Consider the following 12,573-nt stretch of genomic DNA (forward strand, 5'->3'; position numbering starts at 1 on the left):
GCAAGCGCCAATAATTAGTGGTAAGCTTATTTTTGAAAACAATTACTTAAGGAAGAACCATGAAAAAGGTAACGGTAGGTCTGGCACTGGCTTTACTTGCAGGATGCACAGCAACGACAGCAGATCTTGCCAAGTCGGGAGATTGGCATCAGATCGGATATCAAGATGGCATAACCGGACACACATCGCGCACGATGAGCGAGCTTCGTGAGTTGGGTAGTGTTAAGCAAAGTGACTACGACCAAGGTTATTTAGAAGGTTTACGTGAGTACTGTAATCCTGCTTTTGCGTATCAAATGGGGTTATCTGGTCAGTATTACGAAGGGGTTTGTGAAGGTACTGAGCAAGCGCAAAAATTCCGCATGGAATGGCAACGTGGTTGGAATGAATACTCAAATTAATAGTCAATAAAGCCGTTGTTACACTGTCTGCATCACATAAATGTGGCAAAATCTTCCTTATTAAACTATGTTCACATTGCTTGATAGTGAGCACAGAAAAAAAGGAATCACATTATGTCAACGCAAATGGCTGGTGGCTGGAGTCCATTTCATGAACTCACAGCAGAGAATAAAGAAGTATTTGCTAAAGGTATCGAGGGGTTTGTCGGTGTCAAATACTCCCCTTTGGTTGTGGCTACTCAAGTCGTAGCCGGACAAAACTATGCGTTTTTCTGTAATGCAGAAGTTGTCTACCCTGGAGCACAACCATACCCAGCAATGGTTCATATGTTCAGCGACCTTGAAGATAAAGTCGGTATTACTCACATTGAACGATTGAACTACTAAATTAAGCCATAAAAGGCGCCTGACTTTTAAATAAGTGAGGCGCTTTATTGATTAAGATTGATTCGCTTGATCGATCACGACTTTTCTTAAATATCCTTGTTTGGCTTTCAGTTGCTCAGTCGCGCTTTCTTTATCCAGCCCGGTTAAAATCATCAAAATAGCTAACTTGGCGTCGTAGTCCGTTTCTTTGAGAGCCGTTTTAGCCTCTTGGTTAGTACAATCTGTTGCTTGCATAACAATACGAGCCGCTCTTGCAACTAGCTTTGCATTCGTCGCTTTCACATCTACCATTAAGTTCTGATAACTTTTGCCCAGGCGAATCATGCTTGCGGTAGTGAGCATGTTTAGTACGAGTTTTTGTGCCGTCCCTGATTTTAAGCGAGTGGACCCCGTTAACGCTTCAGGTCCAACAACGGGGCTAATCGCAATATCGGCAATATCTGCAATCGGAGAGTCAGGGTTACAAGATAGTGCTACAGTGGTGGCACCAAGCTCGTTCGCATACTCTAAGCCACCAATCACGTAAGGTGTTCGTCCACTTGCCGCAATACCAACGACGACATCGCGTTGTGTTAGCGTATTCTCTTTAAGATCTTGCTCGCCTAATGTAGGGTCGTCCTCCGCCCCTTCTTTTGCACGGAACATTGCCTCTTTTCCACCGGCAATAATACCAACGACCATCTCTGGATCTGTGCCAAAAGTTGGTGGGCATTCTGAAGCGTCCAAAACGCCAAGTCGACCACTGGTACCCGCACCGATGTAAAACAACCGACCTCCGACCTTAAATGCTTCCGTGATCTTATCAACGGCTTCAGCGATCTCAGGCAATACTTTTTCAACGGCAAGAGGAACGAGTTTGTCCTGTTGGTTGATGCGTTGAACAATATCGAGAGAAGGCAGCAAGTCGATGTCCATGGTGTCTGGATTTCGCCCTTCAGATACCAGATGGGATAAAGCTGCGATAAGTGCATCGTTCGTCATAATGAATTAAGCCTTTTTGTTTAGGATCTATTGCCCTTAATTTTTTGAATAGAGTACACCCAGTGAAGCGAGACGACTTGCCCCCGTAACTTCCGGTAAGTTGCTGGGGAGGCCGTGAATATGGCGCTGCGCAAGCCAAGCAAACGCCATTGCTTCCATGTAATCGCCATCAACACCTTTTTCTGCCGTTGTCGCAACGCTCCATTGTGGCAATAACTTGGCCAGTCGTTGCATCAAAAGCGGGTTTCTTGCTCCACCGCCACAGACCAATAGTTGAGGTGTGATGCCATGAGAAAACTTGTCGACTTCGTTGGCAATGGTAATTGCAGAATACTCGCAAAGTGTACGTTGTACGTCTTCGATTGGTAACTTGTGATGGACCATTTGTTGATGCAGCCAGTCAATATTGAACAGTTCTCGTCCGGTACTTTTAGGGGCTGGCATGGTGAGGTAAGCTTCTTTGAGTAATTGAGTCAACAAAGTAGCGTTTACCGTTCCTTTAAGTGCAAATTGTGCATCTTCGTCGAAGCTTTGCCCTTTATGCAGCGCACACCATGCGTCCATCAACATATTGCCCGGGCCTGTGTCATAGCCAATGACTGGTTGTTCTGGATGCAGTACAGAGATATTGGCAATGCCTCCAATGTTAAGCACCACAGTTGTGGAATCCTGCATCGCAAAAATGCTTTTATGGAAAGCAGGGACGAGTGGGGCACCTTGTCCACCTAGCGCCATGTCTTTACGACGAAAATCCGCTACCGTATCAATGCCTGTCTTGACCGCGATAATGTTGGCATCGCCCAATTGAGTGGTAAACGGCAAGTTTCCGGTAGGCTGATGGAACACTGTTTGACCGTGATTACCAATCGCACGAATTTGCTCTGCGACGTAACCAGACTTATTGAGCAGCTGTAACACAGCATCTGCAAATAGGTGGCCGAGCTGATGGTCAAGTTCACCTATGGCTTTTAAATTTGTTGCTTGACCGGTACAAACAGATAACAGCATGTCTTTTAGTGCTGCGGGCATTGGGTAGTCGTCGTGCGCAATCAGGCGAACATGCTCATCGCTTATTTCAACTAGAGCGGTATCAACACCATCCATACTCGTTCCAGACATCACACCAATGTATAGTTCGTTAAATTTCATAGCCGATCTCGTCAATTCTTCATTCACTTATTGTAAAGCAAATCTGAAGCGAATAACCTCATCGAATACGAGATATTCAGCCGATTTTGAGGAGAAAACATGGGACCGTTATGGGTTGACGTTGCGGGGTATGAACTGACCGCTGAAGACAAAGAAATCTTGGAGCATCCTACGGTTGGTGGCTTAATTCTATTTGCTCGCAACTATCATGATAGCGAACAGCTTCAAGCACTTACTCAATCCATCCGAAAGGCGGCTAAGCGCCCGTTTTTGATCGGTGTGGATCAAGAAGGCGGCCGAGTGCAGCGCTTTCGTGAAGGTTTCTCATTAATTCCTGCTGCTGATGAGTACGCTAAACATCAAAATGGTGAAGAGCTTGCTCGTATGGGCGGTTGGTTAATGGCAGCAGAGCTGATTGCCCATGATATTGATTTAAGCTTTGCCCCGGTACTTGACCAAGGCCATCAATGTAAAGCGATCGGTAACCGCGCATTCGGTGAAGATGCCGATACCATTCTTCGCTATAGCACTGCATATATGCAGGGAATGAAGAGTGTTGGCATGGCAACGACAGGCAAGCACTTCCCTGGACATGGTGGCGTGATTGCAGACTCACATCTAGAAACACCATACGATGAGCGCAGTGATATTTTTGAACAAGATATGGCGATCTTCAAAGCGCAAATTGATGCCGGTATTTTAGATGCCATGATGCCTGCTCACGTGATTTTCCCACATTATGATGCTCAACCAGCCAGCGGTTCTGAATACTGGTTAAAACAGGTCCTGCGTCAGCAATTGGGTTTTAAAGGTTTGGTTTTTTCGGATGACTTGACCATGGAAGGCGCTGCGATTATGGGCAGCCCAGCCGAGCGAGGTGCTCAAGCATTGAGAGCTGGTTGCGATATGTTGTTAATGTGTAATAAACGAGAAGCGCACGTTGAGGTATTAGACAACTTACCGGTTTCAACCGTGCCACTCGCGGATGGATTACTGAAAAAACAGTCATTTTCTCCAAGCGAACTTAAGCTATCTCAAGAGTGGAAAGCGGCGAGTGAAGCGATGAAACGCTTGACTAGCTAAACCTCTTGTAAAAGATTCAAAACAGCGATGAGAAGCCAAAGTTAATTATACTTTGGCTTTTTATTTAACTGTAAACCTAGGTTTACACTAAATGTTTTTTATTATGTACGCTTGTTTTTCTTTTTTAGCCTGTTATCTTGTCGTTAAAGCTTAGTTGTCTCACCAAAGGTTTGGTTGGGTGTAAAAATAAATATACAGGTTAGAGTTATGCAGAAAAGTGAGTTGAGCAATATTAATATTATCGAAGAACAGGTTCTTATTACTCCGGAGGAACTAAAAACCAAGCTTCCTTTGAGTGAAAAAGCACGTCGCTTTATTCAAGAGTCTCGTCAAACTATCGCTAATATTATTCACAAGAAGGATCACCGCCTGCTTGTTGTATGCGGTCCATGTTCTATCCACGACGTAGAAGCGGCGAAGGATTACGCAAAGCGACTTAAAGCACTCTCTGAACAATTAAGTGACCAACTGTATATTGTTATGCGTGTTTACTTTGAGAAGCCGCGCACCACGGTCGGCTGGAAAGGCCTGATCAATGACCCACACCTAGACGGCAGTTTCGATATTGAACACGGTCTGCATGTTGGACGCGAACTTCTGGTGGAGTTGGCAGAGATGGAAATCCCGCTCGCGACTGAGGCTCTAGACCCAATTAGCCCACAATACTTGGCGGATACTTTTAGCTGGGCAGCCATCGGTGCTCGTACGACGGAGTCACAAACTCACCGTGAAATGGCAAGCGGCCTGTCTATGCCAATCGGTTTTAAGAATGGCACCGATGGCAGTTTGGCAACCGCAATTAACGCGATGCAAGCTGCGTCCTCTAGCCACCGTTTTATGGGAATTAACCGTGAGGGACAAGTCGCACTGTTGACCACCCAGGGCAATGCTAATGGACATGTGATCTTACGTGGCGGCAAGCAAACTAACTACGATTCGGTATCAGTCACTGAGTGTGAGCAAGAGATGGCGAAATCTGGTCTTGATGCTTCATTAATGGTGGATTGCAGTCACGCCAACTCACGTAAAGATTACCGTCGCCAGCCATTAGTCGCGGAGGATGTGATTCATCAAATCCGTGAAGGCAATAAATCTATTATCGGTCTTATGATTGAAAGCCATATCAATGAAGGAAATCAATCTTCTGACTTAGCTCTTGAAGAGATGAAATACGGTGTATCTATCACTGACGCATGTATCAATTGGGATTCAACTGAGGCACTATTACGTCATGCACATGAAGAGCTAGTGCCTTTCTTAGAAAATCGTCTAAAGGCTAATTAATACAGGATTTAAGGAACATCAATGGCAGTTGAACTTAACGCATTACGCGATCAGATTGATGCAGTCGACAAGCAAATGTTGGAGCTATTGGCTCAGCGTTTAGCGCTCGTAGAGAAAGTTGGGGAAGTAAAAAGCGAACATGGTTTGCCAATTTATGCTCCAGACCGCGAAGCGGCGATGTTAGCTTCTCGTCGCGCTGAAGCTGAAAAAATGGGAATTCCTCCACAGCTTATTGAAGATATTCTGCGTCGAACAATGCGTGAGTCTTATGCCAGCGAGAAAGATTCCGGTTTTAAGTGTTTGAACCCTGATTTACGCTCAGTTGTTATTATTGGTGGTAATGGTCAATTGGGTGGCCTGTTTGGGCGTATGTTCAAATTGTCGGGCTACCAGGTCAAAGTTCTCGGCAGTAAAGACTGGGATCATGCGGATGAGATTCTAGACAACGCGGGTTTAGTCGTGGTCACGGTGCCGATTCATCTAACGGAAGGGGTGATCGAAAAACTGGGGAACTTGCCGCAAGACTGCATTCTGTGTGACCTGACTTCTATCAAGTCGAAGCCTCTGCAAGCAATGTTGAATGTGCACCAAGGTCCTGTGGTTGGTTTGCACCCAATGTTTGGCCCAGATGTTCCGAGCCTTGCCAAGCAGGTTATTGTGTACTGTGATGGCCGTGGTCACGAGCATTACCAATGGCTATTGCAACAGTTTGGGATTTGGGGCGCAAGCTTGTGCCAAATCGATGCACAAGAGCACGATCATGGCATGACGTTGATTCAGGCGCTGCGCCACTTCACGTCGTTTGCTTACGGTATGCACCTTAGCAAAGAGAATCCGAACATCGATCAGTTGTTGAAGTTAAGCTCGCCAATCTACCGCCTTGAATTGGCGATGGTGGGACGACTGTTTGGTCAGGATCCGAACTTGTACGGTGATATCATTTTCTCTTCTCAAGAGAATATCGATATGATCAAGCGATTCCATCAGCGTTTAGGTGATGCGGTAGCGATTCTGGATAGCAGAGACAAAGCGCGATTCATCGAAAGCTTTAAGCAGGTGAGTGATTGGTTTGGTACTTATTCTCAACAATTTATGAATGAGAGCCAAAACTTACTCAAACAGGCGAATGATAATATTCATCGCGGCTAATCACGGGTCATTTAGCCGTGCAGAGTCCGAAACAAAAAGAGCAGCGTAAGCTGCTCTTTTTCGTGTTGATGGACAAATCAGTTCGTCGCAGTATTACTCGTATCTTCACTTGATACTGTGTTGATACTGGTATCGCGATAGGGTGAATTGGTTAAATTGACTTGTAGACGTACAACGTTATCAATCAATTGAACCAAAGGTCCCCATTTCACTTTTTTCTCTTTTTCAAAGACGTCATTGAAGTTTTCTGGCGTCCACTCCATTAAGTATTGAGGGTTGAGTGCTCGTCCGAGGAAGCGTACTTCATAGTGCAAGTGTGGCCCTGTGGAGTTGCCAGAGTTACCGCATTGAGCAATGATGTCGCCTTTACTAACAAACTGACCGCTTTTCACTTTGAAGCGTTGTAGATGAGCAAAGGAGCTCATAAAGCCAAATGAGTGACGAATGGTGACATAGTTACCATAACCACGATTGCTCGGGCGAACGGTTTCCACCACACCGTCAGCCGGTGCCAGGATCTCTTCTCCTCTTTTACAAGTCAGATCGATACCAGTATGAACATGCCTCTTACCTGAAATCGGATTAATACGACTGCCGTAAGAAGAAGAAATACGTTGGTATGTGACTGGACTGTCATTTGGTATCAAACGGAACATCGTCGCTCGAACAGCAGAATCGATAGCGGCTGCGTCAATTCGCTCCTCTAACCCCATGCTGTTCTCATCGATCATCAACTCTTCGTCTGCGAGACCTAAAACCGATTCAACGTCGAATACCCGTTTGCCCAATAGCTGAATTTGATTGTTTTTGTCCGTCAAAGACTGGGAAAGCGAATGATTGGTATCAAGCTGTTCTTCGTAAAGAGCCGTCACTTCGGCCTTTTCACTTTCCAGTTTGGCGATGATTTGTGTTAGTTCGTCTTTATTGTGCATCTGCTGCTGATTAAGGTACCACGCGCCACCAACGACGGCGGGTAATGCCAATACTGAAGCAAATACTGCTAGGACCGAACTGCGGCCCAAATAGAACTGCTGATCGCCGTCTTTCGTCGGGATCTGCATGATGATTTTTTTAGACATAGTTATTGTTACTTAAATAGGCGTTCATTTATTTTTCTCCTAAAAACCAGAGAGGTGCTCTAACTCTCGATTCAGAAGGTCGTTATTGCCTACATTCAATTCTATAAATCGTTTTAGTTGGCTAATGCTTTCGATGTCTACCTTAGCGATCTTCAACCTAATCTCACACTTAGAAACATTCACAATTTGCGCTTTTAACGTAATCACTTGTTCGGATTGATCAAATGAAAAAGTCACATGGACTGGAAGGGTTGGATCCAAAGCCTCAGTCTCTTCCACTTTCATGAGTAAACCATGCAAGGAAAGATCTTGAATCCTAGCTTCAATTGCCAAATCACGTTGTTCTATCTTAGCTGGAGCTTGATGGAGAATACGTGAAAAGCGTCGTCTCTCTGTCATATGAATATTCTCGTCAGGTCGTCAAACAGAATTGAATAGTATATCAATACGAACAAAAAGTGTTCGATTGTTGTTTGAAAAGTGTCGAGGTCGCTACAGAGTGACGTAAGTGCAACGTCATGTTCTTAACGAACGAGACGGGCTAATGAGCTCTTTTTATAACAAAGAAAACAAAGGCCGCTATGATAGCGGCCTTTGTACAAATTACAATCAAACTTTGTGGGTTGCGATTACTTCGCAATACGCTTGTATTTGATACGGTGTGGTTCTGCGGCTTCAGGACCCAATGTTTTCTTCAACCAATCCATGTACTCTGTGTAGTTACCTTCGTAGAAGTTAACTTGGCCTTCGTCACGGTAGTCAATGATGTGGGTCGCGATACGGTCAAGGAACCAACGGTCGTGCGAGATAACCATTGCACAACCAGGGAACTCTAGTAATGCTTCTTCTAGAGCACGCAGTGTTTCAACGTCAAGGTCGTTGGTTGGTTCGTCGAGTAGCAACACGTTGCCGCCCGCTTTAAGAAGCTTCGCAAGGTGGACTCGGTTACGCTCACCACCCGATAGTTCACCAATAATCTTTTGTTGGTCACTGCCTTTAAAGTTAAAGCGTGAACAGTATGCACGAGCTGGGATTTCGAAGTTGTTGATCTTAATGATATCAGCACCTTCAGAGATCTCTTGGAATACGGTTTTAGAATCGTCCATGCTGTCACGGAACTGATCGACAGATGCTAGTTTTACTGTATCGCCCATCTCAATTGTGCCCGAGTCTGGTTGTTCAGTACCACTTAACATCTTGAATAGCGTCGATTTACCTGCGCCGTTCGCACCGATGATACCAACAATCGCACCTTTAGGGATGCTGAATGACAGGTCATCAATCAGAACACGACCGTCAAATGACTTAGTCAGGTTCTTCACTTCAATAACCTTATCACCTAGACGCTCACCAGGTGGGATAAACAGTTCATTGGTTTCATTACGTTTTTGGTGATCAGAGCTTTGCAGTTCTTCAAAGCGAGCCATACGTGCTTTTGACTTCGCTTGACGACCTTTAGGGTTTTTACGTACCCACTCAAGCTCTTTCTCGATAGTCTTTTGGCGAGCACTCTCTTGGGAGGCTTCTTGTTGTAGACGAGCGTCTTTTTGCTCCAGCCATGAGGTGTAGTTGCCTTCCCATGGGATACCTTCACCACGGTCCAGTTCTAAGATCCAGCCCGCAGCGTTATCTAGGAAGTAACGGTCGTGGGTGATGGCTACTACGGTACCTGTGTAATCCACTAAGAAGCGCTCTAGCCAAGCCACTGATTCTGCATCTAGGTGGTTGGTAGGTTCATCAAGCAATAGCATGTCTGGCTTAGAAAGTAGCAAGCGACAAATAGCCACACGGCGGCGTTCACCACCTGATAGGTGCGCAATTTTTTGGTCCCATTCAGGTAAACGAAGTGCGTTTGCCGCACGCTCAAGCGCATTTTCTAGGTTATGACCATCTTTCGCTTGGATAAGGGCTTCTAGCTCGCCTTGCTCTTTTGCAAGTGCGTCGAAGTCTGCATCTGGTTCAGCGTATGCTGCGTAGACTGCGTCCAAACGTTTCAGAGCGTCAGCAACGTCAGCAACCGCTTCTTCAACAACTTCACGAACGGTTTTTGATTCGTCTAATACTGGTTCCTGAGGTAGGTAACCTACGTTTAGACCAGGTTGTGGACGCGCTTCACCGTCGATATCCGTGTCGATACCTGCCATGATACGTAGCAGTGTGGATTTACCTGCACCGTTCAGACCTAAAACACCGATTTTCGCACCAGGGAAGAAGCTCAGAGAGATGTCTTTAAGAATTTGACGCTTAGGTGGCACAATTTTGCTCACCCGCGACATGGTATATACGTATTCAGCCATTGCCGATCGTTCCTAAATTAACTGTCATTCAAACCCATCATTTTATACCAAGTGCTTTGTTTTTGTTACCGCATTGCAAGAATTTCCCTAACGAATGGATTTCTTATTTTGAGCTGACCGGAAACTTACACGGTTAGGGTATACACTTTTGTTATTCGTTAAGAATGACGAAGTGTTTTCTATGCGAGTTAGAAACGCTTTGTCTCCATCGTCTTAAAAGTTTGACGAGTACAATTTTTAATACACTAAGTTGCTTTACATGGACATCTGCATTCTGTGTAAATAGATGCATGTGTGAAAATTGCCTTAACATCACATGAACTCTAACAAAACTAGGCTTTAGGGCAGTATATGTCTGGGGAAAATGACACAAATGAGATTCAACGTATCTGAATTGGCTAAAAACGTATGCTGCGCCGCCGCGTTGTGTGCTATGAGTTTGAGTGCTAATGCCGCGCTGAGTTTGGAAAAGCAGCGCGAAGTATATGAGCAAGCTCAAGATTTATTAGATAAAAATGACATCGACGGATACCTTTCGATTCGTCCTAAAATTTCTGACTATCCACTAACGCCTTATGTGGATTACCGCACTTTTATTAGACAGTTACCGGAAAAGTCACCACAACAGGTGAACGAGTTTATTTCTGAGCACGAGTCTTTTCCATTTTCTCGTCGAGTTCGCGCTCCATACCTCAATCATCTTTATAAGCAAAAAGATTGGAAAACCATTACTGAGTTTCAAAAAGTCATTCCTAGTGGTGAGCGTTACCAATGTATTTTCTACGTAGCTCAATTAAAGCAAGGCAAGAAAGTCGCGGCGTTTAAAGGGGCTGAACATATGTGGTTACGTGGCATCAGCATTGCTGATGAGTGTGACCCATTATTTGAAGCATGGGACAAGGCGGGTGAGCGTACCGATGAACTGATTCTACAGCGTATGTTACTGGCGTTTGATGCTCGTAATGGCGGTTTGATGAGTTACTTGCTCAAACTGCCTAAATCAGCGCAGGCAAAGCAACAAGCCAAAGAAATGAAAGCGTTGTTTGATAATCCTTCAAGTGTTGGGGAATTCGCGAAGAAAAAACCTGCGAATGATTTTAATCGAGCGCAAAGTGAATATGCGTTAGAAAAGTTGGCTCGCATGAACACTAGCCAAGCACAAGGTGCGTACGATGCCGTCATTAAAGGACAGAAGTTTTCTCCAGAAAAAGCGCAAGAACTTGCCGACTATATTGCATTTCGATTGACTCGTACGGAGTCTGAGTCATTAGCTAAATGGCGCGATGATAAAACGAAAACCAGTCAGTACTTACCGTTGATTGAAACGCGCATCCGCTTAGCGATTCAAAATGCAGATTGGAAAGGCGTACAAGAGTGGATTGCTGTTCTAAATAAAGAAGAACAAGCCACGCTACGCTGGCAATATTGGCTTGGAAGAAGTGAAATAGCGTTAGGTGATGACATCGCGGGGAAACAGCGTTTAGCAACTCTGCTTGGGCAACGAAACTTCTACAGTGTGGCTGCCGCCAATGCAATCGGGCAATCAATCAAATACCCAACGCATACGGTTAAGTTGGACAAGAAAGTTGTTCAACCCTATCAAGACTCGCTAGCTCGTATCGAAGAGTTGATCGCGACGGATAAAATCGCAGCAGCGAAGAGTGAATGGGCACACTTACTGCGCCGCGTAGGAAAAGATGAAAAGGCGATGTTGGCGGCTTATGCATCATTTAAACGTTGGCATAACCTAACGGTGACCGCGAGTATTCAAGCGCAGATGTGGGATAATATCGAACTTAGGTTCCCAATAGCACACCGCTGGTGGTTTAACTTTTATGCGAAAAAGCACAACATTGATCCCGTCACGATGATGTCTCTCGCTCGACAGGAAAGTGCGTTAGATGTTGAAGCCCGCTCTCCAGTTGGCGCTCGTGGTCTTATGCAGATCATGCCTGCGACGGCGAAGTACACGGCACGTAAATATAAGTTGAGTTATCAAGGTACGCAGGACCTCTACAATGTAGGAAAAAATATCGAAATTGGTAGCCATTATTTGCAAGGTTTATTAGAGGATTACGATAATAATCGTATTTTTGCTCTTGCTGCTTATAATGCAGGTCCTAACAGAGTAAAAACGTGGCGAGAGCGTACCCAAGGAAAAGTGGATGCTTATGCCTTTATTGAGGCAATTCCATTTAAAGAGACGCGCGGTTATGTACAAAACATCTTGATGTTTGAAACATACTATCGTGATCTTTTGGGTATCGATGGCGCGTTCTTGAATCAACATGAGATCAATACCAAGTATTGAGTGAGGTAACTTGATGTCGCACGAACCCGAGTACAAAGACTGGCAACAGATTATTGAGCTAATTCGAACAAGTATGGGCACCCAGCAAGATGACATGCTGTTAACTATGCTGATGTCACGTGATGAGAGAGAGTCATTAATATCACGCGTTAATATAATTAACGAACTTCTTAAAGGAGAATTATCTCAACGTCAGATCAGTCAGATGCTTGGTGTGGGCATTGCCACCATTACTCGTGGCTCTAACGAACTAAAGTCGAAATCTGATGAAGAAAAAGACAAGTTGAAAGTCTTGTTAGAACAAGTTGCAGTATCTAAGTAGACAGTATATCCAATTTGCTTTTAGGCCTTGGTGTTACAAGTGACTAAGATTACTGACCCGTCCTGATATGGGTTGACACTTTTTAACTAAAACGCTCGATGTACTTCATCGGGCGTTTTGTATTTTAAAG

Annotated in this window: 12 protein-coding genes; 7 read left to right on the forward strand and 5 right to left on the reverse strand. The window is 44.8% G+C overall.

Going from position 1 to position 12,573, the window contains the following annotated elements:
* Positions 1 to 59 precede the first annotated feature (59 nt).
* Entirely contained in the window at positions 60 to 401 is a 342-nt protein-coding gene (locus tag R7Z47_RS14905; RefSeq protein WP_005381912.1) for a DUF2799 domain-containing protein, read from the forward strand.
* 114 nt (positions 402 to 515) lie between these two features.
* Positions 516 to 788 (forward strand): hypothetical protein, encoded by a 273-nt coding sequence (locus R7Z47_RS14910; RefSeq protein WP_318130197.1) that lies wholly within the window; start codon positions 516 to 518, stop codon positions 786 to 788.
* Positions 789 to 839: 51 nt separating this feature from the next.
* Here R7Z47_RS14910 and murQ read toward each other — a convergent pair whose 3' ends face one another.
* Together murQ and R7Z47_RS14920 are read right to left on the reverse strand one after the other, a co-directional pair.
* Positions 840 to 1,769 carry an N-acetylmuramic acid 6-phosphate etherase gene (murQ, locus tag R7Z47_RS14915; protein WP_054574290.1) on the reverse strand — a complete coding sequence of 310 codons (930 nt, stop codon included), beginning with the start codon at positions 1,767 to 1,769 and terminating at the stop codon, positions 840 to 842.
* Positions 1,770 to 1,805: 36 nt separating this feature from the next.
* Positions 1,806 to 2,918: an anhydro-N-acetylmuramic acid kinase gene (locus R7Z47_RS14920; protein WP_064377041.1), complete on the reverse strand. Its 1,113-nt coding sequence runs from the start codon at positions 2,916 to 2,918 to the stop codon at positions 1,806 to 1,808.
* A gap of 99 nt (positions 2,919 to 3,017) precedes the next feature.
* Between R7Z47_RS14920 and nagZ the strand changes: the two genes are divergently transcribed.
* From nagZ to tyrA, 3 genes are all read left to right on the forward strand, one after another.
* Positions 3,018 to 4,001 carry a beta-N-acetylhexosaminidase gene (gene nagZ / locus R7Z47_RS14925; RefSeq protein ID WP_005381905.1) on the forward strand — a complete coding sequence of 328 codons (984 nt, stop codon included), beginning with the start codon at positions 3,018 to 3,020 and terminating at the stop codon, positions 3,999 to 4,001.
* Positions 4,002 to 4,208: 207 nt separating this feature from the next.
* Positions 4,209 to 5,285 carry a 3-deoxy-7-phosphoheptulonate synthase gene (locus R7Z47_RS14930; protein WP_005381904.1) on the forward strand — a complete coding sequence of 359 codons (1,077 nt, stop codon included), beginning with the start codon at positions 4,209 to 4,211 and terminating at the stop codon, positions 5,283 to 5,285.
* A 21-nt stretch (positions 5,286 to 5,306) separates the two neighbouring features.
* Complete coding sequence (gene tyrA, locus R7Z47_RS14935; RefSeq protein WP_005381901.1) at positions 5,307 to 6,434, forward strand: bifunctional chorismate mutase/prephenate dehydrogenase; 1,128 nt, start codon at positions 5,307 to 5,309, stop codon at positions 6,432 to 6,434.
* Between the two features lie 77 nt (positions 6,435 to 6,511).
* On the opposite strand, the gene R7Z47_RS14940 is transcribed toward tyrA, so the two are convergent.
* The 3 genes from R7Z47_RS14940 to ettA form a co-directional block, all read right to left on the reverse strand.
* Positions 6,512 to 7,513, reverse strand: a complete 1,002-nt coding sequence (locus R7Z47_RS14940; RefSeq protein ID WP_005381900.1) for a M23 family metallopeptidase — start codon at positions 7,511 to 7,513, stop codon at positions 6,512 to 6,514.
* A gap of 39 nt (positions 7,514 to 7,552) precedes the next feature.
* Positions 7,553 to 7,912: a PilZ domain-containing protein gene (locus R7Z47_RS14945; protein ID WP_031781006.1), complete on the reverse strand. Its 360-nt coding sequence runs from the start codon at positions 7,910 to 7,912 to the stop codon at positions 7,553 to 7,555.
* A gap of 230 nt (positions 7,913 to 8,142) precedes the next feature.
* On the reverse strand, positions 8,143 to 9,810 hold the full coding sequence (gene ettA, locus R7Z47_RS14950; RefSeq protein ID WP_005381894.1) for an energy-dependent translational throttle protein EttA: 1,668 nt from the start codon (positions 9,808 to 9,810) through the stop codon (positions 8,143 to 8,145).
* Between the two features lie 364 nt (positions 9,811 to 10,174).
* On the opposite strand from ettA, the gene sltY reads away from it, so the two are divergent.
* Both sltY and trpR read left to right on the forward strand, forming a co-directional pair.
* Complete coding sequence (gene sltY, locus R7Z47_RS14955; protein ID WP_373921413.1) at positions 10,175 to 12,121, forward strand: murein transglycosylase; 1,947 nt, start codon at positions 10,175 to 10,177, stop codon at positions 12,119 to 12,121.
* A 13-nt stretch (positions 12,122 to 12,134) separates the two neighbouring features.
* The gene (trpR, locus tag R7Z47_RS14960; protein ID WP_005381892.1) at positions 12,135 to 12,443 is read left to right on the forward strand and encodes a trp operon repressor; all 309 of its coding nucleotides are present in this window, start codon (positions 12,135 to 12,137) and stop codon (positions 12,441 to 12,443) included.
* The last annotated feature ends 130 nt before the right edge of the window (positions 12,444 to 12,573 follow it).

The organism is Vibrio sp. 1641 (genome assembly GCF_033339995.1).
In the GTDB taxonomy this organism is placed as follows: domain Bacteria; phylum Pseudomonadota; class Gammaproteobacteria; order Enterobacterales; family Vibrionaceae; genus Vibrio; species Vibrio alginolyticus.